This is a genomic window from Klebsiella sp. G-Nf4 (assembly GCF_002810615.1).
Classification (GTDB): domain Bacteria; phylum Pseudomonadota; class Gammaproteobacteria; order Enterobacterales; family Enterobacteriaceae; genus Klebsiella; species Klebsiella variicola.
Genome location: NZ_PION01000014.1, coordinates 100564 through 122912, shown reverse-complemented (window position 1 = coordinate 122912; position 22349 = coordinate 100564). Strand labels below are relative to the sequence as shown.

Here is a 22349-nt window from a genome sequence, read left to right as displayed (position 1 = left end):
CGGAGAGGGTCATTCTGTCTCCACTCCCCCTGTTTTTATCCCCAGCCAGGCCGATTGGTCCAACCAATAATTTCATCTACCCCCCAGCAGTTCACAAATCCATCAAAATACATCACAAACACGTTGCTTAAGAGCAACATCTGATTAACCATTCGTTGTCATCAACCCTGATACCCTTAATTGGCCGGGCCAATTTTACCTACGATGGGATCGGCAATGAGCGCAGACTCAGCCCTCCTCTCCTGGCGGCCCGATGGAGACCCTGCATGAATCTCTGGCAACAAAACTACGATCCCGCCGGTAATATCTGGTTATCCAGTCTTATCGCATCGCTACCGATTCTGTTTTTCTTTTTTGCGCTGATTAAGCTCAAACTGAAAGGCTATATCGCTGCCACCTGGACCGTCGCTATCGCGCTGGCCGTCGCCTTGCTGTTCTATAAAATGCCGGTGGACCGCGCCTTAGCCTCGGTGGTCTACGGCTTCTTCTATGGCCTGTGGCCTATCGCGTGGATTATTATCGCCGCGGTCTTCGTCTATAAAATCTCGGTGAAGACCGGGCAGTTCGACATCATCCGCTCATCGATTCTGTCGATTACACCGGACCAGCGCCTGCAGATGCTGATCGTCGGCTTCTCGTTCGGCGCCTTTCTCGAAGGGGCGGCGGGTTTCGGCGCCCCGGTCGCGATTACCGCCGCGCTGCTGGTCGGCCTTGGGTTTAACCCGCTGTATGCGGCTGGCCTGTGCCTGATCGTCAACACCGCGCCGGTGGCCTTCGGCGCGATGGGCATCCCGATCCTGGTCGCCGGCCAGGTGACCGGTATCGACAGCTTTGCTATCGGCCAGATGGTGGGCCGCCAGCTGCCGTTCCTGACCATTATCGTCCTGTTCTGGATCATGGCCATCATGGATGGCTGGCGGGGCATCAAAGAGACCTGGCCGGCGGTGATGGTGGCAGGTGGTTCGTTCGCCATCGCCCAGTACCTCAGCTCTAACTTCCTTGGCCCGGAGCTGCCGGACATCATCTCGTCGCTGGTCTCCCTGGTCTGTCTGACCCTGTTCCTCAAACGCTGGCAGCCGGTGCGCATCTTCCGCTTCGGCGACATCGGCGCCTCGCAGGTTGATATGACGCTGGCTCGTACCCGCTACACCGCGGGACAAGTGATCCGCGCCTGGTCGCCGTTCCTGTTCCTGACCGCCACCGTAACCCTGTGGAGCGTACCGCCGTTTAAAGCGCTGTTCGCACCGGGCGGCGCAATGTATGACTTCGTCATCAATATTTCGGTGCCGTTCCTCGACAAAATGGTTGCCCGTATGCCGCCGGTGGTTAGCGCCGCGACGCCATACGCCGCGGTGTATAAATTCGACTGGCTGTCGGCAACTGGCACCGCCATTCTGTTCGCCGCCCTGCTGTCCATCGTTTGGCTGCGCATGAAGCCGAAAGACGCGCTGACCACCTTCGCCGGGACGCTGAAGGATCTGGCGCTGCCAATCTACTCTATCGGTATGGTGCTGGCGTTCGCCTTTATCTCTAACTACTCCGGGCTGTCGTCGACCCTGGCTCTGGCGCTGGCCCATACTGGCCACGCGTTTACCTTCTTCTCGCCGTTCCTTGGCTGGCTGGGGGTATTCCTGACCGGTTCGGACACCTCGTCTAACGCCCTGTTTGCCGCGCTGCAGGCGACGGCGGCGCAGCAGATTGGCGTCTCCGATATTCTGCTGGTCGCGGCCAACACCACCGGCGGCGTCACTGGCAAGATGATTTCTCCGCAGTCGATCGCCATCGCCTGCGCCGCGGTAGGCCTGGTGGGTAAAGAGTCGGATCTGTTCCGCTTTACCGTCAAACACAGCCTGATCTTCACCTGCATGGTGGGCCTGATCACCACGCTGCAGGCCTACGTTTTAACCTGGATGATCCCGTGATAGTGATGCCTAAACGCCTGGCCGACGACGTGGCGCGTCGCGTCCGGGCGCTGATTGAAGAACAACAGCTGGAGGCGGGCATGCGACTGCCCGCCGAACGCCAGCTCGCCGCCCAGCTCGGTGTTTCGCGCAATTCCCTGCGCGAAGCGCTGGCGATGCTGGTCAATGAAGGGGTGCTGCTGAGCCGTCGCGGCGGCGGCACCTTCGTCCGCTGGCAGCATGAGCCGTGGTCGGAGCAAAACATCGTCCAGCCGCTGAAGACGCTGCTGGCCGATGACCCGGACTACAGCTTCGACATCCTCGAAGCCCGCCACGCCATTGAGGCCAGCACCGCGTGGCACGCAGCGATGCGAGCGACCGACGCCGATAAAGAAAAAATACGCCTGTGCTTTGAAGCGACCCAGAGTGAAGACCCGGATATCGCCTCCCAGGCGGACGTCCGCTTCCATCTGGCGATCGCCGAAGCCTCGCATAACGTGGTACTTCTGCAAACCATGCGCGGCTTTTTCGACCTGCTGCACTCCTCCGTTAAGCAGAGCCGCCAGCGGATGTATCTGGTGCCGCCGGTGTTTGCCCGCCTGACTGAGCAGCACCAGGCCGTGATGGAGGCTATTGTTGCCGGTGACGCCGAGGCGGCGCGCCAGGCGATGATGGGCCACTTAGGTTTTGTCCACGCCACGATTAAACGTTTTGATGAAGACCAGGCCCGCCAGGCGCGAATTACCCGCCTGCCCGGTGACCACAATGAAAATTCCAGGGAGAACTCGTGATGATTATTTCCGCCGCCAGCGACTATCGCGCCGCCGCACAGCGTATCCTGCCGCCGTTTCTGTTCCACTATATCGACGGCGGCGCCTACGCCGAACATACCCTGCGCCGCAACGTCGAGGACCTTTCCGATGTGGCCTTGCGCCAGCGTATTTTGCGCAATATGTCGGACCTGAGTCTCGAGACCACTCTGTTCAATGAGAAGCTGGCGATGCCGACGGCGCTGGCGCCGGTCGGGCTGTGCGGCATGTACGCCCGCCGCGGCGAAGTGCAAGCGGCGGGTGCAGCAGACGACAAAGGCATTCCGTTCACCCTCTCTACCGTTTCCGTTTGCCCGATTGAAGAGGTCGCCCCGACCATCAAGCGCCCGATGTGGTTCCAGCTGTACGTTCTGCGCGACCGCGGCTTTATGCGCAATGCGCTGGAGCGCGCTAAAGCCGCAGGCTGCTCGACGCTGGTCTTTACCGTCGATATGCCGACCCCTGGCGCCCGCTACCGCGACGCCCATTCCGGCATGAGCGGCCCGAACGCCGCCCTGCGCCGCTACTGGCAGGCCGTGACTCATCCGCAGTGGGCGTGGGACGTCGGCCTTAACGGTCGCCCGCACGATCTGGGCAATATCTCCGCCTATCTCGGCCAACCAACCGGTCTGGAGGATTACATCGGCTGGCTGGCGAATAACTTCGATCCATCGATTTCATGGAAAGACCTCGAGTGGATCCGCGATTTCTGGGACGGCCCGATGGTGATCAAAGGGATCCTCGATCCGGAAGACGCCCGCGACGCGGTGCGCTTCGGCGCTGACGGCATTGTGGTCTCCAACCACGGCGGCCGCCAGCTCGATGGCGTGCTCTCCTCGGCCCGCGCCCTGCCGGCGATTGCCGACGCGGTGAAAGGCGACATTACTATTCTCGCCGACAGCGGCATCCGCAACGGTCTCGACGTGGTGCGGATGATCGCCCTGGGCGCCGACAGCGTACTGCTGGGCCGCGCGTATCTGTACGCCCTGGCGACCCACGGTAAGCAGGGGGTGGCGAATCTGCTGAACCTGATCGAGAAAGAGATGAAAGTGGCGATGACCCTGACCGGGGCGAAAACCATCCGTGAAATCAGCCGTGATTCGCTGGTGCAGAATGCCGAAGCGCTGCAGACCTTCGATGCGCTCAAGCAGAATAACGCCGCGTAATTCTCCACGTTTTCCCTTACGCCGCCCCTCTCCCTCAGGGTGAGGGTTCGCCAAATATCTGCTATTCTGCCCCCCGCAATTAAGGGGGCAGTATGCTGAACATCGTGTTATTCGAACCAGAGATCCCGCCGAACACCGGGAATATTATCCGCCTGTGCGCCAACACGGGCTTCAGTCTGCATATCATTGAGCCAATGGGCTTCACCTGGGACGATAAGCGCCTGAGACGCGCCGGGCTGGACTATCACGAGTTCACTGCCGTGCAGCGCCATGCGGATTACGCGGCGTTTACCGCCAGCGCGCAGCCGCAGCGTCTGTTCGCTCTGACCACCAAAGGCACGCCGGCGCACAGCGCAGTGAGCTATCAGGATGGCGATTTCTTGATGTTTGGCCCGGAAACCCGCGGTCTGCCGGCCAGCATCCTTGATGCCCTGCCGCCAGAGCAGAAAATCCGTATTCCGATGATGCCGGACAGCCGCAGCATGAACCTGTCCAACGCGGTGTCGGTGGTGGTGTATGAAGCCTGGCGCCAGCTGGGGTATCCGGGCGCCGTGTTGCGCAGCTAACCTGAGCCATTCCCGGATGGCGGCGCACCGCGCCTTATCCGGGTTACATCTCTGAGCTTAACGCCGGCAAATGGCAATACATCAAATCCCGTCGCCGTACTCGAAGGTGTGGTGGATGCCGTTGAAATGCTGATCCATATCCATCGCCGGCTTGTCGCTCTCCGGCTTGCCGACGATGCGCGCCGGTACGCCCGCCGCGGTGGTGTGCGGCGGAACCGGCTGCAATACCACCGAACCGGCGCCAATCTTCGCCCCACGTCCCACTTCGATATTACCGAGGATCTTCGCCCCGGCGCCAATCATCACGCCTTCGCGAATTTTCGGGTGACGGTCGCCGCTGGTTTTACCGGTACCGCCGAGGGTGACCGACTGCAGAATAGAGACGTCATCTTCAATCACCGCCGTTTCGCCGACCACAATGCCGGTGGCGTGGTCGAGCATGATCCCGCGGCCGATTTTCGCCGCCGGGTGAATATCCACCTGGAAGGAGACAGAGACCTGATTTTGCAGGAAAATCGCCAGCGCGCGTCGGCCCTGAGTCCACAGCCAGTGGCCGATACGATAGGCCTGCAGCGCATGGAAACCCTTCAGGTAGAGCAGCGGCGTGGAGTATTTATCCACCGCCGGGTCGCGCGTGCGCACCGCCTGAATATCGCAGGCGGCGGCGGCGATCATTTCCGGATCGGCGGCATAGGCTTCTTCCACCACTTCGCGAATGGCGATCGCCGGCATAATCGGCGAGGCCAGCTTGTTGGCCAGCATATAGCTCAGCGCACTGCCCAGATTTTCATGCTTGAGTAGCGTAGCGTGGTAAAAACTGGCGAGCATCGGCTCACAGTCAGCCAGAGCCCGGGCTTCGGCTTTAATATTATTCCAGACGATATCCAGTTCTTCACACGGCATTGCATACTCCAGACGATATGATAATGACCTGCCAGTTCTGCGCTGGCAGGGTCATTCAGGTGACAAAGGAAAGCTAATTACTGCTGCGCTCGTCCTTGCGGGCGCGACCCAATAAGGTCAATGCTGCCTCGCGCGCAATTTTTCCGCAATACAATACCTGATAAATTTCCTCGGTTATTGGCATTTCGACACCTAAACGCTGTGCCAGAACGCGAACTTCCTTGGTATTGCGGTAGCCTTCGACCACCTGGCCAATCTTGTCCTGGGCGCTCTGCACGTCCATACCCTGGCCGAGCATCATGCCGAAGCGACGGTTACGGGACTGGTTGTCGGTGCAGGTGAGCACCAGGTCACCCAGGCCGGCCATGCCCATAAAGGTTTCCGGATCGGCGCCCAGCGCCGCCCCAAGACGGGACATTTCCACCAGCCCACGGGTAATCAGCGCCGTACGCGCATTGGCGCCGAAGCCGATGCCGTCCGACATACCTGCCCCGATGGCGATGACGTTTTTCACCGCACCGCCGAGCTGCACGCCGATAAAGTCCGGGTTGATGTAGACGCGGAAGCTCTTGCCGCAGTGCAGCAGGTGCTGCAGATCCTCGGCAAACTGCGGATCCGTCGCTGCCAGAGAAATCGCCGTCGGCAGGCCGGCGGCCAGCTCTTTGGCGAAGGTTGGCCCCGAGATCACCGCCAGCGGGATATCATCGCCCAGCGCTTCACGCGCCACGTCCTGCAGCAGGCGGCCGGTTTCAGCCTCCAGGCCTTTAGTCGCCCACACCAGACGTGCGTCGGGACGCATCAGCGGTTTAATCTGACGTAATACCTGGCCGAACACATGGCTTGGCACCACGACCAGGATGTCGCGGCTGGCAGCCAGCGCCGTAGCCAGGTCGCTCTCAAGATGCAGCGTATCCGGGAAAGGAACATCGGGAAGGAACGCGGCGTTGCAGCGATCGTGTTGCAGCGTCGCGATATGTTTCGGGTCATGGCCCCAGAGCACAACGTGGTGGCCATTTCTCGCCAGGGTGATGGCAAGAGCGGTGCCGTAAGAGCCGGCACCGATCACAGTCATTGCAGCATTAAGTGCGTTCATCAGGCATCCTGATGTTGTTCAGCACCTTCGCCAGCCTGCTGCTGCAGATAGTTCATAAACAGCGCGTCGAAGTTCACTGGCGCAAGGTTAAGTTGCGGGAAGGTACCGCGGGAAACCAGGCTGGTGATGCACTCGCGCGCGTACGGGAACAGAATGTTCGGGCAGTATGCGCCGAGGCAGTGCGCCATCTGGGTGCCTTCGATGCCGTCGATGGAGAAAATACCGCCCTGCTGTACTTCACAGAGGAACGCGGTTTCTTCGCCCAGCGCGGCGGTCACGGTCACACGCAGCACCACTTCATAAACGCCTTCAGCCAGCTGGGTGGAGGCGGTATCCAGATCAAGTTTAACTTCCGGCTGCCAGTCTTTCTGGAAAACTTGCGGCGCGTTCGGCGCTTCAAAAGAGATATCTTTGGTATAGATACGCTGGATCTGGAAGGTCATTTCGGTGCTGTTTTGTTCTGACATAGTAAAACCCTTTCGTGTTGTCCTTAAATACGCGCTTCCGCCAGGGAAAGCGCGCAAAAATTAGCGCAAGAGGGGATCAAGTCCACCACGTGAATCAAGCGCATACAAGTCGTCACAGCCGCCAATGTGCTGCGCATCAATAAAAATCTGCGGAACCGTCGTCCGTCCGCTGCGCTGGATCATCTCCTCACGCTTCGCGGCATCGCCATCGATCGGCAACTCATGGAACGTTACGCCTTTGCTGTTCAACAGCGCTTTCGCACGTACGCAGAACGGGCAGGTCGCTTTGGTGTAGATCTCAATATTGGCCATGACTTTACTCCTGTTTTTACCCTGGGGTTTTACGCCGCAGCCTGAGCTTCCCCTCACGTCAGGCATGAAGGGGAAAGTGCGGCGGCATTACCACGCGAGGTAAGTTATTTGCCGCGTACCAGAGGAAGGTTTTCGCCGCTCCAGCCAGCGATGCCCTCTTTCAGTACAAAGACTTTTTCAAACCCGGCTTTGTTCAGCGCGCTGGCTGGCTCTTGCGCCTGCATGCCGGAACCGTCTACCACAATAATGGGTTGCGATTTGTGTTTTTCCAACTCGCCGACGTTATTGGCTTTGATATCAGCAGGCAGCAGGTTGATGGCGCCGGCAATATGGCCTTTACGGAAATCGTCACGCTGACGCAGGTCGACCACCACCGCATCTTCTTTATTGATAAGACGCGTCGCTTCACCACGGGTGATGACTTTAACTTTCGACATCAACCCTTTAAAGGTGGTGAACAGTACCGCACCCAGCAGCGCGATCCACGCGATGCTCAGGACCGGGTGACGGCCGATGAATTGCATAATTTCTTGCATGGGGGGTTACAACTCCCGACTAAGTGATAAAAAACCAGGGAAGGAGTATACCTGTGCATTGCGGCAAATACAGCCAGTGAGCGCGATGTAATGTATTTTCTGCGGCCGGTCACGAAAAAAAACCGCCTTCGCCATCGCCTCTGGCACCGCCCCTTCCCTTTCTTTGATCTTTCACGGGGATTTAAACGATTCAGCTGTAGTAAAATTACGCAAAATTTCTGTCTTTGAGCATGAGGTTGTCGCAATGTCGGTTTCTAAAAAACCTATGGTACTGGTGATTCTGGATGGCTACGGCTATCGCGAAGACCAACAGGATAACGCCATTTACAGCGCTAAAACGCCGGTAATGGATGCCCTGTGGGCCAAACGTCCGCATACCCTGATCGATGCATCCGGCCTGGAAGTCGGCCTGCCGGACCGTCAGATGGGGAACTCTGAAGTAGGCCACGTCAACCTGGGCGCCGGTCGTATCGTCTACCAAGACCTGACCCGTCTCGATGTTGAAATTAAAGAACGCACCTTCTTCGCCAACCCGGTACTCACCGCCGCGGTCGACAAAGCCGTCGCCGCCGGTAAAGCGGTGCATATCATGGGCCTGATGTCTCCGGGCGGCGTCCACAGCCACGAAGATCACATCATGGCGATGGTGGAGCTGGCAGCAGAGCGCGGCGCTGAGAAAATCTACCTGCACGCCTTCCTTGATGGCCGTGATACGCCGCCGCGCAGTGCGGAAAAAACGCTGGCAAAATTCGAAGCCAAATTTGCCGCGCTGGGCAAAGGCCGCATTGCATCTATCATTGGCCGCTACTACGCCATGGACCGCGACAACCGTTGGGATCGCGTGGAACAAGCTTATGACCTGATGACCCTGGCGAAAGGCGAATTCCAGGCGGATACCGCCGTCGCAGGTCTGCAGGCTGCCTACGCCCGTGATGAAAACGACGAATTCGTCAAAGCCACCGTTATCCGCGCCGCCGGCCAGGCCGATGCCGCGATGGAAGACGGCGATGCGCTGATCTTCATGAACTTCCGTGCTGACCGCGCGCGTGAAATCACCCGCGCCTTCGTCAACGCCGACTTCGACGGCTTTGAACGTAAGAAAGTGGTTAACCTCGACTTCGTGATGCTCACCGAATACGCAGCCGACATCAAAGTCGCCTGCGCTTATCCGCCCGCCTCACTGGCTAACACCTTCGGCGAGTGGATGGCGAAGCACGATAAAACCCAGCTGCGCATCTCCGAAACTGAGAAATACGCTCACGTCACCTTCTTCTTCAACGGCGGCGTAGAAGAGCCGTTTAAAGGCGAAGAGCGTATTCTGATTAACTCGCCAAAAGTGGCGACCTACGATCTGCAGCCGGAAATGAGCTCCGCCGAGCTGACCGAGAAACTGGTCGCCGCCATCACAGGTGGCAAATACGACACCATCATCTGTAACTACCCGAACGGCGATATGGTTGGCCATACCGGGGTGATGGAAGCGGCAGTGAAAGCGGTTGAAGCGCTGGATCACTGCATCGACCAGGTGACTCAGGCAGTGGAATCCGTTGGCGGCCAGTTGCTGATCACCGCCGACCACGGCAACGCCGAGCAGATGCGCGACCCGGCCACTGGTCAGGCGCACACTGCCCATACCAACCTGCCGGTTCCGCTGATCTACGTCGGTAACAAAGCGGTCAAAGCGGTCAATGGCGGTAAACTTTCCGACATCGCCCCGACCATGCTGTCGCTGATGGGAATGGAAATCCCGCAAGAGATGACTGGCAAGCCGCTGTTCATCGTGGAATAATCCTTCCCCATGAGGGGAAAGGCGACGTATTCAACTACATGGATCGCAACGGCAGTTCGATCCGTCCTTTACGCCAGCGCGCTCAGCGCTGGCGTATTGCTGTGCGCGTCATCTGCTCACGCCGACGATCGCGATCAGCTAAAATCTATTCAGGCCGACATCGCCGCCAAACAGCGGGCGATTAAGCAACAGCAGCAGCAGCGCGAAACCCTGCTCGCCCAGCTCAGGGCGCAGGAAGAGGCGATCGCCGCCGCGACCCGCAAACTCCGCGAAACCCAGGACAGCCTGAACCAGCTCAATAAGCAAATTGACGAGATGAATGCTTCTCTCGCGAAGCTGGAGCGCCAGCGCGCGTCTCAGGAGCGGAACCTCGCCGCGCAGCTTGATGCCGCGTTCCGTCAGGGGCCGCATACCGGCATCCAGATGGTGCTGAGCGGTGAAGAGGGTCAGCGCAACCAGCGGATGCAGGTCTATTTCAGCTATTTCAACCAGGCTCGCCAGGAGACTATCGCGGAACTGAAGAAAACGCGCGAAGAGATGGCGGTGCAAAAGTCGATGCTCGAAGAGAAGCAGAGCCAGCAGCAGACGCTGGTCTACGAGCAAAAAGCCCAGCAGGCGAAGCTGGAGCAGGCGCGTAACGAACGGAAAAAGACCCTTTCCGGGCTGGAGTCCTCCATTCAGCAGGGTCAGCAACAGTTAAGTGAAATGCGGGCTAACGAATCGCGCCTACGCGGTCGTATCGCCCAGGCGGAGGCTGCCGCCAAAGCCCGAGCCGATCGGGAAGCACGCGATGCACAGGCGGTGCGCGACCGCCAGCAGGAAGCGTCGCGCAAAGGCACCACCTATAAACCAACGGAAAGCGAACGTTCGCTGATGTCACGCACCGGCGGGCTGGGCTCGCCGCGCGGCCAGGCGTTCTGGCCGGTTCGCGGTCCGCTCCTTCATCGATATGGCGAACAGCTGCAAGGTGAACTACGTTGGAAAGGGATGGTTATCGCCGCGTCTGAAGGCACCGAAGTCAGAGCCATTGCCGATGGTCGGGTCATTCTGGCCGACTGGCTGCAGGGCTATGGTCTGGTGGTGGTGGTCGAACATGGCAAAGGCGACATGAGCCTGTATGGCTATAACCAAAGCGCGCTGGTCAGCGTCGGTACGCAGGTTCGTGCCGGTCAGCCTATCGCGCTCGTAGGCAGCAGCGGCGGTCAGGGCCGTCCGTCGCTCTATTTCGAAATTCGCCGCCAGGGTCAGGCGGTCAATCCACAGCCGTGGTTGGGAAGATAAGTTTTGCTTCAATTTCGCGCAATTGCTCTTGCCGTAGCCGGTTCGCTGGCTCTGGCGGCGCCAGCGTTCGCTGGCAAACTCTCCATCGTTATTGACGATTTTGGCTACCGCCCGCAGACCGAGAATCATGTGCTGGCGCTGCCGTCAACTATCTCCGTCGCCGTGCTGCCGAACGCGCCGCACGCCCGGGAAATGGCCACGAAAGCGCATAATCTGGGCCATGAAGTGCTCATCCACCTGCCGATGGCGCCGCTCAGCAAACAGCCGCTGGAAAAAGACACCCTGCGCCCCGAGATGAGCAGCGAGGAGATCGAGCGCATCATTCGCGAGGCTTACGGCAAAGTCCCCTACGCCGTCGGGCTGAATAACCATATGGGCAGTGCGATGACCTCCAACCTGTTTGGCATGCAGAAGGTGATGCAGGCCCTGGAGCGCTACAATCTCTATTTTCTCGACAGCGTCACCATCGGCAACACCCAGGCCATGCGCGCCGCGCAGGGCACCGGGGTGAAGGTGATTAAGCGCAAGGTGTTTCTTGACGATACGCAGAATGAAGCCGATATCCGCACCCAGTTCAATCGCGCCATCGCCCTGGCGCGGCGCAACGGTTCGGCGATAGCCATTGGCCATCCGCATCCGACGACGGTGCGGGTGCTGCAGCAGATGGTCTATAACCTGCCGCCGGATATCACGCTGGTGCGCCCGAGCAGCCTGCTCAACGAGCCACAGGTCGACAACTCGACGCCAAACTATGCTCAGCCGCCTGCGCAACAAACGCTGCCAACGCCGCAGAAACCGCGTAATCCGTTCCACGGCGTGAAGTATTGCAAGCCGAAGCGCCCGCTGGAGCCCGTGAACGCCAGCCGCTTCTTCACTATCCTCAGCGACAGCATCAGCCAGAGCGCGCTGGTCCAGTACTATCGCCTCAAATGGCAGGGCTGGGACAATCCCGGCAACTAGACCACTCAGGGGTCCGTTCGCTTTTGCGCGACGGGCGCCTGGTTATCTTCGTGGGCGTACCACGCCTTAAAATATTTGAGAAAGCTGTAAAACGTGGCGTACAGGCCAGTGACTACGCCGACCTTGCCATAGCGCCATGCCCCGCTAAACAGATACCACTTAAAGAAAGCGCCAATCGCGCTGACGATCCCCCGCGTCAGCGAAGGTTTGACCGGCTGGTGCTTCACCAGCCGGGTGGTATAGCTGTTCAGCTTATTAAACACTTCATGCAGCGAATAAAAGGTGTCATGGCGAACGAAGCCCGGCAGCCTGACGGAGCGTGCGTGTCCAACCACCTGGTCATCCACCGGCCGGTCGTTAAACCGCGCCTGCTGGCGGTTAAAGAGTCGCACCGGGTAATCCGGCGAGGAAATGGGGTAGATCGTCCGCACCTGCGTGCCGAGCACAAACCAGTAGCGCGGCAAACGCCAGGCGCAGGTTGGGTCTGGCTCCTCGCCCGCTTTTAACGCCTGAATGGCCGCCACTACGTCGTTATCAAGAATCTCATCGCTGTCCATGCACAGCACCCAGTCATGGCTGGCCAGCCCAATGGCATAGTTCATCTGGGCGCCGTGGGCTTTATAGGCATGATGATGGACGGTGAGACCAAACTGCTGACAAATAGAGACCGTTTCGTCGGTGCTGCCGGAGTCGACGACGATACATTCATCGGCCACCTTCAGCAGCGGCGGCAGCACCTCCATCAGCAGGCGCGCAGAGTTACAGGTCAGTAAGCATACGGAGAGTTTAAGCATGATAGTTACAAAGTTAAACCGCGACTAAACACACTGTATAAGCGAATAACCGTAAAATCGATGTAGAAATTGTGCGCTTAATATTAAGCAGGCTAAAAATGTTATCCAAATCTAAATTAAGGCGCCCGCAGGCGCCTTTTTTGCTGATTTTTACAACAGACCGGAGGCGTTATTCCCAGCTCAGAACCACTTTACCGGACTGGCCGGAGCGCATCGCGTCAAAACCTTTCTGGAAGTCATCAATGCCGAAGCGGTGGGTGATGATGGGTGAAAGATCCAGACCAGACTGGATCAGCGCCGCCATCTTGTACCAGGTCTCGAACATTTCGCGACCATAGATACCTTTGATAAACAGCCCCTTGAAGATGACCTTGGTCCAGTCGATGGACATATCCGACGGCGGGATACCCAGCATCGCGATGCGGCCGCCGTGGTTCATGGTATCGAGCATGCTGCGAAACGCCGGCGGCGCGCCGGACATCTCCAGACCCACGTCAAAACCTTCGGTCATGCCCAGCTCGGCCATCACGTCATTGAGGTTCTCTTTCGCCACGTTCACCGCGCGGGTCACGCCCATTTTGCGCGCCAGCTCAAGACGGTACTCGTTGACGTCGGTGATCACCACGTTACGCGCGCCGACGTGTTTCGCCACCGCCGCCGCCATCACGCCGATCGGACCGGCGCCGGAAACCAGTACATCTTCCCCGACCAGATCGAAGGAGAGCGCGGTGTGTACCGCGTTGCCGAACGGGTCGAAGATAGACGCCAGGTCATCAGAAATATTGTCCGGGATTTTAAAGGCGTTAAAAGCCGGGATCACCAGATACTCGGCAAAGCAGCCCGGGCGGTTGACGCCCACGCCGATGGTGTTACGGCACAAATGGGTGCGGCCCGCGCGGCAGTTGCGGCAGTGGCCGCAGGTGATATGCCCTTCGCCGGAGACGCGGTCGCCAATCTTAAAGCCGCGCACTTCCTGACCAATCCCCACCACTTCACCGACGTATTCGTGACCGACCACCATCGGCACCGGAATGGTCTTCTGCGACCACTCATCCCAGTTGTAGATGTGCACGTCGGTTCCACAAATGGCGGTCTTGCGGATTTTAATCAGCAGATCGTTATGGCCGACTTCCGGTTCCGGTACGTCGGTCATCCAGATGCCTTCTTCCGCTTTCAGTTTGGATAACGCTTTCATCTCACACCCTTATTAGGCGATGACGCCCAGTTGTTTGCCGATGCGGGTAAAGGCTTCCACCGCACGCTCAATTTGTTCAGGGGTATGCGCCGCCGACATCTGGGTGCGAATACGCGCCTGGCCTTTCGGTACCACCGGATAGAAGAAGCCGGTGACATAGATCCCTTCTTTCTGCAGCTCGCGGGCAAAGTTCTGCGCCACCACCGCTTCACCCAGCATCACCGGAATGATGGCGTGGTCGGCGCCCGCCAGCGTAAAGCCCGCCGCGGTCATTTTTTCGCGGAACAGACGCGCGTTAGCCCACAGGCGATCGCGCAGGTCTGCGCCCTCTTCAACCATCTCCAGCACTTTGATGGAGGCGGCCACGATGGCCGGCGCCAGAGAGTTGGAGAACAGATACGGACGGGAACGCTGGCGCAGCCACTCAACCACCTCTTTACGCGCGGCGGTGTAGCCGCCGGAGGCGCCGCCCAGCGCTTTACCCAGCGTGCCGGTGATGATGTCGACGCGACCCATCACGTCGCAATATTCATGAGAGCCGCGGCCATTTTCGCCGACGAAGCCGACGGCGTGGGAGTCATCGACCATCACCAGCGCATCGTATTTATCCGCCAGGTCGCAAACGCCTTTCAGGTTGGCGATCACGCCATCCATCGAGAAGACGCCATCGGTGGCGATCAGCACGTGACGCGCGCCGGCCTCGCGCGCTTCTTTCAGACGCGCCTCCAGCTCCTGCATGTCGTTGTTGGCGTAGCGGAAACGCTTCGCTTTACACAGACGCACGCCGTCGATGATCGAGGCATGGTTCAGGGCGTCGGAGATAATGGCGTCTTCCGGCCCGAGCAGCGTTTCAAACAGGCCGCCGTTGGCGTCAAAGCAGGAGGAGTAGAGGATCGCGTCTTCCATACCGAGGAAATCGGCCAGCTTCTTCTCCAGCTGCTTATGCGTATCCTGGGTGCCGCAGATGAAACGGACGGAGGCCATCCCGAAGCCGTGGCTGTCCATGCCGGATTTCGCCGCGGCAATCAGTTCCGGGTGGTTCGCCAGACCCAGATAGTTATTGGCGCAGAAGTTAATCACGTGGCTGTCGCCGACGGTAATGTCCGCCTGCTGCGCCGAGGTGATGATCCGCTCTTCTTTGAACAGGCCTTCGGCCCGAGCGGTTTCCAGATTACTCGTTAACTGTTTGTAGAAATCACCACGCATTGCAACTCTCCAGATTCGGCAAAATTTGGCACATATTACCCAAAGCTATACGCTGATACGAGATGATGCAGGCCTGAATGAATTATTTGCAGCATAAATCACGTCAGCCCAGCACCTTATTCTGCGAATGGCTGTAGGCTTGCTCATGTGGTGATATGATATGAGCATTCATGCCCGGATTGTCTTCGGGCTCCCAACTTCAAAGGTACAGTTATGATCATCGTTACCGGCGGCGCAGGCTTTATCGGCAGCAACATCGTTAAAGCGCTGAATGACAAAGGCATCACCGACATTCTGGTTGTCGACAATCTGAAAGACGGCACCAAGTTTGTGAACCTGGTTGACCTGAACATCGCTGACTACATGGATAAAGAAGACTTTCTGATCCAGATTATGGCGGGTGAAGAGTTCGGTGAAATCGAAGCGATCTTCCACGAAGGCGCGTGCTCTTCCACCACAGAGTGGGATGGCAAGTACATGATGGACAACAACTATCAGTACTCTAAAGAAGTGCTGCACTACTGCCTGGAGCGCGAGATTCCGTTCCTGTACGCCTCTTCCGCGGCCACCTACGGCGGGCGCACCAGCGACTTCATCGAGTCCCGCGAGTACGAACAGCCGCTGAACGTCTACGGCTACTCCAAATTCCTGTTCGACGAATACGTCCGCCAGATCCTGCCGGAAGCCAATTCGCAGATCGTCGGCTTCCGCTACTTCAACGTCTACGGGCCACGCGAAGGCCACAAAGGCAGCATGGCGAGCGTAGCTTTCCACCTCAACACCCAACTGAATAATGGCGAAAGTCCGAAACTGTTTGAAGGCAGCGACGGCTTCAAGCGCGACTTCGTCTACGTGGGCGACGTTGCCGCCGTTAACCTGTGGTTCTGGGAAAACGGCGTTTCCGGGATCTTCAACCTCGGCACTGGCCGCGCGGAATCCTTCCAGGCCGTCGCCGATGCGACCCTGGCGTACCACAAGAAAGGCAGCATCGAGTACATCCCGTTCCCGGACAAACTGAAAGGCCGCTACCAGGCGTTCACCCAGGCGGATCTGACTAACCTGCGCAAAGCGGGCTATGACAAACCGTTCAAAACCGTTGCCGAAGGCGTAACGGAATATATGGCCTGGCTGAATCGCGACGCGTAAGAAACAAGCATGAAAATATTGGTGATAGGCCCGTCTTGGGTGGGCGACATGATGATGTCGCAAAGTCTTTATCGTACGCTCAGGGCGCGCTATCCCCAGGCGATTATCGACGTGATGGCGCCAGCCTGGTGCCGTCCGTTGCTATCGCGCATGCCGGAAGTGAACGAAGCGATCCCGATGCCGCTGGGCCACGGCGCGCTGGCTATCGGCGAACGCCGCAAGCTCGGCCACAGCCTGCGCGAGCGTCGCTACGATCGTGCCTACGTGCTGCCGAACTCGTTTAAATCGGCATTAGTCCCTTTCTTTGCCAACATCCCGCTGCGCACCGGCTGGCGCGGCGAGATGCGCTACGGCCTGCTCAACGACGCCCGGGTGCTGGACAAAGACGCCTGGCCGCTGATGGTGGAACGCTACGTGGCGCTGGCCTACGACAACGGCGTGATGCGCTGCGCCAAAGATCTGCCGCAGCCGCTGCTGTGGCCGCAGCTGCAGGTCAACGATGGCGAAAAATCACAGGCCTGCAACGCCTTTAATCTCTCAAACGAGCGGCCGATCATCGGCTTCTGCCCCGGTGCGGAATTCGGACCGGCAAAGCGCTGGCCGCACTATCACTATGCTGCGCTGGCGAAAAAGCTTATCGACGATGGCTATCAGATTGCGCTTTTCGGCTCGGCCAAAGACAACGATGCCGGCAAAGAGATCATCGCCGCCCTCAGCAGCGAGCAGCAGGCCTGGTGCCGTAATCTGGCGGGTGAAACCCGGCTGGAACAGGCCGTGATCCTGATTGCCGCCTGTAAAGCTGTAGTGACTAACGATTCGGGACTGATGCACGTCGCCGCCGCGCTGGACCGCCCGCTGGTGGCGCTGTACGGTCCGAGCAGCCCGGACTTCACCCCGCCGCTGTCGCATAAAGCGCGCGTGATCCGCCTGATTAGCGGCTACCACAAAGTGCGCAAAGGCGATGCCGCGGAAGGCTATCATCAAAGCCTGATCGACATCACGCCAGAACGCGTCCTGCAAGAGCTGAACGAATTGTTGACGGAAAAAACCGAGCACGAGGAAGCGTAACGGATGCGGGTATTGATCGTAAAAACCTCGTCCATGGGCGACGTGCTACACACGCTGCCCGCGCTAACCGACGCTGCGCAGGCCATCCCCGGCATTCGCTTCGACTGGGTGGTTGAAGAGGGTTTCGCGCAGATCCCCTCCTGGCATGAAAACGTCGACCGGGTCATTCCAGTGGCGATTCGCCGCTGGCGTAAAGCCTGGTTTTCCGCGCCGATTAAAGCGGAGCGTCAAGCCTTCCGCGAGGCTGTTCAGGCGGTAAAGTATGACGCCATCATCGACGCCCAGGGGCTGGTGAAAAGCGCCGCGCTGGTCACTCGCCTGGCACACGGCGTGAAGCACGGTATGGACTGGCAAACGGCCCGCGAGCCGCTGGCGAGCCTGTTTTACAATCGCCGCCATCATATCGCGAAACAGCAGCACGCGGTGGAGCGTACCCGTGAGCTGTTCGCCAAAAGCCTCGGCTACGCGAAACCCCAGACCCAGGGGGATTACGCCATTGCGCGCCATTTCCTGCAGCACGAGGCTAGCGCTACCGCGCCCTATCTGGTGTTCCTGCACGCCACCACCCGCGACGATAAACACTGGCCAGAAACCCGCTGGCAGGAGCTTCTCGATCTGCTGGCCGACAGTGGCGTCCGCATTAAGCTGCCGTGGGGCGCCCCGCACGAAGAGTCGCGGGCAAAACGACTGGCGGAAGGACGTGAGTATGTTGAAGTGCTGCCGCGCATGAGCCTTGAGCAGGTGGCGCAGGTCCTGGCCAGCGCCCGGGCCGTCGTCTCGGTCGATACCGGACTGAGCCATTTGACCGCTGCGCTGGATAAACCGAACTTCACGCTCTACGGCCCGACCGATCCGGGGTTGATTGGCGGATACGGTAAAAACCAGCATATCGTCAGGCCGGAAAACAGCACCAGCACCAGCGATATTCCGGCCAGTCGGGTTCATCTTCTCCTGCAAAATCAGGGGCTGCTCTGATGGGATCCCTGTTTAAACAGATCTACCGCTATACACGCCCTCGCGCTTATCGCCACAATGAAAATCTGTGGCCTTTTACCCGCATTACGCGCGCGCCGAGCGGCGAAATCAGCGCGTTACGCTATAAAGGGAAAACGGTGCCGCTGGTCAGCCTGAGCGCGCTGAAAAACAGCATGCAGGGCGAAGTCCTGCTGACCGCTACCGGCCCCTCGACCCGTAATATCGACTTTTCCCTGTTATCGAAAACGATCCCGGTAATGGGCGTCAATGGCGCCTGGCATCTTGCCGACCGGCTGCACTTTTCGCTCTATACCATCGTCGACATGGAATTTTTCGATAAGAAGCCTGATATTATCCGCGCCATTGTCAGCCAGCCGGAGATTCTGCTGTTCACCACCATGCACGGAATTGCCAAGATCCTCGATCGCTATGGGGACGCACTACGCTGCCGTTTGGCGTTGATTGAGGACGGTTGCTATAAGATTTACCAGCCGAAAGTCGCCAGCGAAGCGATAAAGCGCACTTACCAGCAGAATGCGGCGATGTGCTTTCATCCCCAGCGCCCGGATATCTGCTTTAGCACCGATATTCGCCAGGGCATCTTCGATGCCGGCACGGTGGTCTACTGGGCGCTGCAAATTCTCGCCTGGCTGGGTTTCAATACTATCCTGGTGAGCGGCCTGGATATGACCAACTTTAACCAGCCGCGATTCTATGAAACACAACAAGAAAAATTGCCTTCGTACCTGGCAACAAAAGTGGATACCCTCGTCATGCCCTCCTTTGCGCATGCCGCTCAGGTACTGCAGCAACGTCAGGTCCGGGTGATTAATTTTTCTCCAGAAAGCGCTGTGCCGGATACTATCTTCGAAAAGGTTGCGTTTAATGAGTACTTTAAAAATGAGTAACTACGCCAGACAGGGTTACTCGATTGTCTTTCCTTTATTTTTATTTTTCAGCGCGATTTTTTGCATGTCCACCCGGACCAATAATCTGCTGCATTTATCGATCCTGCTGCTGTTGCTGTCGCTGGTACGCCAGGAAAACCGCCAGGCGCTGGCCGGGGTGTTACGCGAGCAGTGGCAGACCTGGACGCTGCTGGCGGCTTTCTTTATCTATTACGCCCTCAGTAACCTGTGGGGGCATACGCCGCAGCATATTGACTCGCCGATCACCCACGGCGTGTATCTGACGGGGTATCTGTTGCTGATGGCGATGCTGCTCAGCGACGGACAAACCCGCCGTCTGGCCATGCTGGCGGTGGTTGGCGGGATCACTGTGCTCTCCCTGTGGACGCTGATTATCGACCACACGCTGGTCCTCACTGCACGAGCGGTCTCCCCCGAGAACCCCGGGCCAACGAACGTTATCGACCTTGCCGGTTACTGCGGCATCGGCATTTTAATCTGCGGCATGCTACTGAAAGAAAAAGCCAGCCACTGGCTCTATCTGCCGATCGCCATCATGCTGGTGATGCTGCTGCTCACCCAAAGCCGTGGGCCGATCATCGCCCTGGTACTGGCGGTCGGCTGTACGCTGCACCTGCACGTCTTCACCCGCCGCAACCTGCTGATCGCCGCGGCGCTGGCCGTGCTGGTAGCGCTGCTTTTGGTCATGACGCCGGTGGGTGACATGCTGCTCGCCCGTTTCGAGGAGCTTGGCACCCAAAGCGGGCTGCGCCTGAGCATCTGGCATCATACGCTGTCGGAGATGGCCAGCCAGCCGTGGCTGGGGCGCGGCTTCAGCTATGAACTGGATTTCATCAACTACAGCGGCGAGCACATCACGACCACCCACAGCGTGTATATGGGTGCCCTGCTGAAAGGCGGCATTGTAGGGTTACTGCTGCTGCTGGCGGTCATTGCCTGTGGGCTATGGCAGGCGTGGCGCAAGCGCCGCACCGACAGCCGCTACAGCCTGGCGATCCTGTTTTACGCGCTGGTTTTTATGGCCTCGCAGGGGATGTTTATCATTAGCAACCCACGGGAGACCTGGGTGCTGTTCTGGCTGCCGATGGGCATTGCGCTCAGCAAAGGGTTGGCGGAAAAACGCTAACAAAAAGGGCCGTCAGCGGCCCTTTTTTATATTCACTTTTAAATCAACCGCGGGCGGCGACCAGCCGGTCGGCCTGCTCTTTAATCACGGGCCACACCGACTCAATCGCCACATCGGCGACATTCGCTTCTTCACAAACGATCTGCTTCGCCTTGTCATAGCCCGGCGCCCAGATGTGATAGCCGGGCAGCCCGGTATCCTTGAGTTTGCGCTTGTTATAGACCGCCACCATCGGTTTATCGAAGGCACGGGCGATATGCACAATTGAGGTGTCCGGCGTAATGACTAAATCACAACTGCGGATCACTTCGACGGCGGAGTTGATGGTGCTGTCGGCGATGTACAGCGCCAAATTCAGCCCAAGCTGCCGAATTTTCTCACTGCGCCCCACCATCACGATACAGACCCGGTAAGGCAGAGCATGTAGCCGCTCGACCAGGGCCGCCACCTGATGACGACAGAAGTCTTTATCCTCGGAGGCGGTAAAAGGGTTAATGGCGATGCGCAGTTCGACCTCTCCGGCCTGGGAAAGCAAGCGAGCCACTTTCTCCCGCTCATGGCGACAGCCGGGGAGATGATAGTGATATGGGTGGTCGTCAACGATGCCAAACAGCTTCACCACCTGTTTATAGCGCTGGGAAATATGGCTGTTGCTGTCAAAAAAAGCGATCGAATGATCGTAAAGTTTATAGGGCTCTTTATTAAAACCAATCACGCTGGCCGCCCGTAAATCGGCGAGTAATTTAAAGCGTTCATAGCTGGTCACGTCATCAAAATCGATAACTGCATCAAAACCTACCGCCCGCAACGTATTTAAGGACATACGCGGCCGATATAAATATACTTGCTGAATGAATTCTGAGCCTGCTAATATTTCGCAGCATATTGGTCCGGTTAACACCGAAACCTGATATCCCCGTTCGGCCAGTATTCTGGCGCAGCCGGTCGTGACCACCATATCGCCGACTTTATCGTCCAGGCGCAATAGCAGCACGCGACGGACAGCCGCTGGGTCAAAGGCTTTACGCGCTGGCTTATTTCTGTATCGATAGTTAATTAAATTAAATTTAATGCCGCGGAAAAAAGCATTCTTTTTCCGCGTTAATTGTTTAAGGATACGCATACGGTACCTTGAGCTGTGTTAGCGCTGTGTAATTTTCCGCTGGTAATATTCTGCCAACGTCATGCCCTTCACCTGCGGCGCCAGCCAGCTAAAAAAGGCTTCAAGGTCAGCGTATAAACGCTCAATATCCCGTTCATTCTGGAACGTAGGGCTGCCGCCGGGCATATACTCTGAAGAGTGGAGCATATATTCCACGTAGTCATTGCCCTGCGTCAACGTTTGTTCGACGACTTTTTTCATCGTCTCCACGTTGCCGCCCATCGGACGCAGCCAGTGTACGGAGGGGGAACGCACTTTACCCCGCAGGCGATCGTAGCCCTGCTTCACGCTATTCATCCACGCTGAGTGCTTGTACTGAATGCTCATCGGCACTTCCAGCAGCGGAGAGTGGCCTTCGCGGCTGATATCATTTTCATCGAGAAAATAGGCATGCTGCGGGAAGCGGCGATAATCGGTCCCGCCATCGCCCTGCGGCGCCCCCTTGGCGGTCTTCCAGTTCACCCGCGGGGTCACCGAGCAATCCACCTGATAACCGTGCTCCACCAGCAGACGCGCATAGCGCTCGTCAAAGGCCCAGCGCCCGGCGCGATGGCTGACCATTTTGGTCTGGAAAGTATCCTCCAGCAGATGCGTCATATAGTCGACTTTCTCACGCATCATGGCATCGCTGTATTCAATGAGATAAGGCTTATGACGCCAGTCATCGGCGGTCAGCGGCTCGGTCGGCGGGCTGTTCCACGCATGCAGATGCATGCCGACTTCCGCGGTGCCGCGGGCAATCACGTCTCTGGCGAATTCGATATAAAAGGGGTCGATGGCCATTTCATAGTTGGTCAAATAGACCGGTTTAAAGCCATACTTTTCGCAAAGCTGCTGAAAACGCGGGAGATAACGCGCATTCTCGGTGGTGATGCTGTCATGTTTTTGCCAGAGGTTATCGCCCTCTGTATCAATCGTGATGAGAAATGCGGGATTGTGCACGAAAACGTCCTCAGGCCATACGT

Annotated in this window: 22 protein-coding genes; 12 read left to right on the top strand and 10 right to left on the bottom strand. The window is 58.2% G+C overall.

All coding sequences use genetic code 11. The annotated features are described in order from the left end of the window. Positions 1-266: 266 nt before the first annotated feature. The 4 genes from lldP to trmL all read left to right on the top strand — a co-directional run bounded on the left by lldP (position 267) and on the right by trmL (position 4442). On the top strand, positions 267-1922 hold the full coding sequence (gene lldP / locus CWM57_RS23870; protein WP_100630973.1) for an L-lactate permease: 1656 nt from the start codon (positions 267-269) through the stop codon (positions 1920-1922). Then, positions 1919-2692, top strand: coding sequence for a transcriptional regulator LldR (lldR, locus tag CWM57_RS23865; protein ID WP_008806859.1), 774 nt, complete (start codon positions 1919-1921; stop codon positions 2690-2692). The genes lldP and lldR overlap by 4 nt, the downstream gene beginning before the upstream one ends. Further along, on the top strand, positions 2692-3876 hold the full coding sequence (gene lldD, locus CWM57_RS23860; protein ID WP_008806858.1) for an FMN-dependent L-lactate dehydrogenase LldD: 1185 nt from the start codon (positions 2692-2694) through the stop codon (positions 3874-3876). Before lldR ends, lldD begins: the two co-directional genes overlap by 1 nt. Before the next feature lie 92 nt (positions 3877-3968). Next, the gene (gene trmL, locus CWM57_RS23855) at positions 3969-4442 is read left to right on the top strand and encodes a tRNA (uridine(34)/cytosine(34)/5-carboxymethylaminomethyluridine(34)-2'-O)-methyltransferase TrmL (RefSeq protein ID WP_074386960.1); all 474 of its coding nucleotides are present in this window, start codon (positions 3969-3971) and stop codon (positions 4440-4442) included. 81 nt (positions 4443-4523) lie between these two features. On the opposite strand, the gene cysE is transcribed toward trmL, so the two are convergent. The 5 genes from cysE to CWM57_RS23830 all read right to left on the bottom strand — a co-directional run bounded on the left by cysE (position 4524) and on the right by CWM57_RS23830 (position 7753). Beyond that, entirely contained in the window at positions 4524-5345 is an 822-nt protein-coding gene (gene cysE / locus CWM57_RS23850) for a serine O-acetyltransferase (protein ID WP_061152969.1), read from the bottom strand. Positions 5346-5418: 73 nt separating this feature from the next. Continuing rightward, positions 5419-6438: an NAD(P)H-dependent glycerol-3-phosphate dehydrogenase gene (gene gpsA / locus CWM57_RS23845; RefSeq protein WP_008806857.1), complete on the bottom strand. Its 1020-nt coding sequence runs from the start codon at positions 6436-6438 to the stop codon at positions 5419-5421. Then, complete coding sequence (gene secB / locus CWM57_RS23840) at positions 6438-6905, bottom strand: protein-export chaperone SecB (protein ID WP_002922428.1); 468 nt, start codon at positions 6903-6905, stop codon at positions 6438-6440. The genes gpsA and secB overlap by 1 nt, the downstream gene beginning before the upstream one ends. A gap of 60 nt (positions 6906-6965) precedes the next feature. Then, the gene (grxC, locus tag CWM57_RS23835) at positions 6966-7217 is read right to left on the bottom strand and encodes a glutaredoxin 3 (protein ID WP_008806856.1); all 252 of its coding nucleotides are present in this window, start codon (positions 7215-7217) and stop codon (positions 6966-6968) included. A gap of 104 nt (positions 7218-7321) precedes the next feature. Beyond that, entirely contained in the window at positions 7322-7753 is a 432-nt protein-coding gene (locus tag CWM57_RS23830) for a rhodanese-like domain-containing protein (protein WP_008806855.1), read from the bottom strand. 244 nt (positions 7754-7997) lie between these two features. Here CWM57_RS23830 and gpmM point away from each other — a divergent pair, with 244 nt between their 5' ends. From gpmM to CWM57_RS23815, 3 genes are read left to right on the top strand one after another with little or no spacing between them, the layout of a single operon-like run. Continuing rightward, positions 7998-9542, top strand: a complete 1545-nt coding sequence (gene gpmM, locus CWM57_RS23825) for a 2,3-bisphosphoglycerate-independent phosphoglycerate mutase (protein WP_074386959.1) — start codon at positions 7998-8000, stop codon at positions 9540-9542. Positions 9543-9551: 9 nt separating this feature from the next. Further along, a complete protein-coding gene (gene envC / locus CWM57_RS23820) occupies positions 9552-10823 on the top strand; it encodes a murein hydrolase activator EnvC (RefSeq protein WP_061152967.1) in 1272 nt (423 codons plus the stop codon). A gap of 3 nt (positions 10824-10826) precedes the next feature. Next, positions 10827-11783, top strand: a complete 957-nt coding sequence (locus CWM57_RS23815; protein WP_100676483.1) for a divergent polysaccharide deacetylase family protein — start codon at positions 10827-10829, stop codon at positions 11781-11783. A 5-nt stretch (positions 11784-11788) separates the two neighbouring features. On the opposite strand, the gene CWM57_RS23810 is transcribed toward CWM57_RS23815, so the two are convergent. The 3 genes from CWM57_RS23810 to kbl form a co-directional block, all read right to left on the bottom strand. After that, positions 11789-12577, bottom strand: coding sequence for a glycosyltransferase family 2 protein (locus CWM57_RS23810; protein WP_061152965.1), 789 nt, complete (start codon positions 12575-12577; stop codon positions 11789-11791). A 169-nt stretch (positions 12578-12746) separates the two neighbouring features. Beyond that, positions 12747-13772, bottom strand: coding sequence for an L-threonine 3-dehydrogenase (gene tdh, locus CWM57_RS23805; RefSeq protein WP_004205051.1), 1026 nt, complete (start codon positions 13770-13772; stop codon positions 12747-12749). 12 nt (positions 13773-13784) lie between these two features. Then, positions 13785-14978 carry a glycine C-acetyltransferase gene (gene kbl / locus CWM57_RS23800; protein ID WP_012967063.1) on the bottom strand — a complete coding sequence of 398 codons (1194 nt, stop codon included), beginning with the start codon at positions 14976-14978 and terminating at the stop codon, positions 13785-13787. 213 nt (positions 14979-15191) lie between these two features. Here kbl and rfaD point away from each other — a divergent pair, with 213 nt between their 5' ends. From rfaD to CWM57_RS23775, 5 genes are read left to right on the top strand one after another with little or no spacing between them, the layout of a single operon-like run. Next, complete coding sequence (rfaD, locus tag CWM57_RS23795) at positions 15192-16124, top strand: ADP-glyceromanno-heptose 6-epimerase (protein ID WP_061152963.1); 933 nt, start codon at positions 15192-15194, stop codon at positions 16122-16124. Positions 16125-16133: 9 nt separating this feature from the next. Next, positions 16134-17192: an ADP-heptose--LPS heptosyltransferase RfaF gene (gene rfaF / locus CWM57_RS23790; RefSeq protein WP_100676482.1), complete on the top strand. Its 1059-nt coding sequence runs from the start codon at positions 16134-16136 to the stop codon at positions 17190-17192. Between the two features lie 3 nt (positions 17193-17195). Further along, the gene (gene rfaC, locus CWM57_RS23785) at positions 17196-18167 is read left to right on the top strand and encodes a lipopolysaccharide heptosyltransferase RfaC (RefSeq protein WP_100630971.1); all 972 of its coding nucleotides are present in this window, start codon (positions 17196-17198) and stop codon (positions 18165-18167) included. Further along, positions 18167-19075 carry a sugar glycosyltransferase gene (locus CWM57_RS23780; RefSeq protein ID WP_088717452.1) on the top strand — a complete coding sequence of 303 codons (909 nt, stop codon included), beginning with the start codon at positions 18167-18169 and terminating at the stop codon, positions 19073-19075. The genes rfaC and CWM57_RS23780 overlap by 1 nt, the downstream gene beginning before the upstream one ends. Then, a complete protein-coding gene (locus CWM57_RS23775; RefSeq protein ID WP_165784250.1) occupies positions 19053-20222 on the top strand; it encodes an O-antigen ligase family protein in 1170 nt (389 codons plus the stop codon). The genes CWM57_RS23780 and CWM57_RS23775 overlap by 23 nt, the downstream gene beginning before the upstream one ends. 43 nt (positions 20223-20265) lie before the next feature. On the opposite strand, the gene CWM57_RS23770 is transcribed toward CWM57_RS23775, so the two are convergent. Together CWM57_RS23770 and CWM57_RS23765 are read right to left on the bottom strand one after the other, a co-directional pair. Further along, on the bottom strand, positions 20266-21345 hold the full coding sequence (locus tag CWM57_RS23770; protein WP_165784249.1) for a glycosyltransferase family 9 protein: 1080 nt from the start codon (positions 21343-21345) through the stop codon (positions 20266-20268). An 18-nt stretch (positions 21346-21363) separates the two neighbouring features. Then, positions 21364-22326: a polysaccharide deacetylase family protein gene (locus CWM57_RS23765; protein ID WP_012540311.1), complete on the bottom strand. Its 963-nt coding sequence runs from the start codon at positions 22324-22326 to the stop codon at positions 21364-21366. Positions 22327-22349 lie beyond the last annotated feature (23 nt).

Coding starts and splice junctions, on each gene's coding strand:
- CWM57_RS23780 (WP_088717452.1), top strand. CDS start 18,167: ATGGGATCCCTGTTTAAACAGATCTACCGCTATACACGCCCTCGCGCT.
- rfaF (WP_100676482.1), top strand. CDS start 16,134: ATGAAAATATTGGTGATAGGCCCGTCTTGGGTGGGCGACATGATGATG.
- gpsA (WP_008806857.1), bottom strand. CDS start 6,438: ATGAACGCACTTAATGCTGCAATGACTGTGATCGGTGCCGGCTCTTAC.
- lldP (WP_100630973.1), top strand. CDS start 267: ATGAATCTCTGGCAACAAAACTACGATCCCGCCGGTAATATCTGGTTA.
- rfaD (WP_061152963.1), top strand. CDS start 15,192: ATGATCATCGTTACCGGCGGCGCAGGCTTTATCGGCAGCAACATCGTT.
- kbl (WP_012967063.1), bottom strand. CDS start 14,978: ATGCGTGGTGATTTCTACAAACAGTTAACGAGTAATCTGGAAACCGCT.
- gpmM (WP_074386959.1), top strand. CDS start 7,998: ATGTCGGTTTCTAAAAAACCTATGGTACTGGTGATTCTGGATGGCTAC.
- CWM57_RS23775 (WP_165784250.1), top strand. CDS start 19,053: ATGAGTACTTTAAAAATGAGTAACTACGCCAGACAGGGTTACTCGATT.
- grxC (WP_008806856.1), bottom strand. CDS start 7,217: ATGGCCAATATTGAGATCTACACCAAAGCGACCTGCCCGTTCTGCGTA.
- trmL (WP_074386960.1), top strand. CDS start 3,969: ATGCTGAACATCGTGTTATTCGAACCAGAGATCCCGCCGAACACCGGG.
- CWM57_RS23810 (WP_061152965.1), bottom strand. CDS start 12,577: ATGCTTAAACTCTCCGTATGCTTACTGACCTGTAACTCTGCGCGCCTG.
- envC (WP_061152967.1), top strand. CDS start 9,552: ATGAGGGGAAAGGCGACGTATTCAACTACATGGATCGCAACGGCAGTT.
- CWM57_RS23770 (WP_165784249.1), bottom strand. CDS start 21,345: ATGCGTATCCTTAAACAATTAACGCGGAAAAAGAATGCTTTTTTCCGC.
- cysE (WP_061152969.1), bottom strand. CDS start 5,345: ATGCCGTGTGAAGAACTGGATATCGTCTGGAATAATATTAAAGCCGAA.
- tdh (WP_004205051.1), bottom strand. CDS start 13,772: ATGAAAGCGTTATCCAAACTGAAAGCGGAAGAAGGCATCTGGATGACC.
- secB (WP_002922428.1), bottom strand. CDS start 6,905: ATGTCAGAACAAAACAGCACCGAAATGACCTTCCAGATCCAGCGTATC.
- rfaC (WP_100630971.1), top strand. CDS start 17,196: ATGCGGGTATTGATCGTAAAAACCTCGTCCATGGGCGACGTGCTACAC.
- CWM57_RS23830 (WP_008806855.1), bottom strand. CDS start 7,753: ATGCAAGAAATTATGCAATTCATCGGCCGTCACCCGGTCCTGAGCATC.
- lldD (WP_008806858.1), top strand. CDS start 2,692: ATGATTATTTCCGCCGCCAGCGACTATCGCGCCGCCGCACAGCGTATC.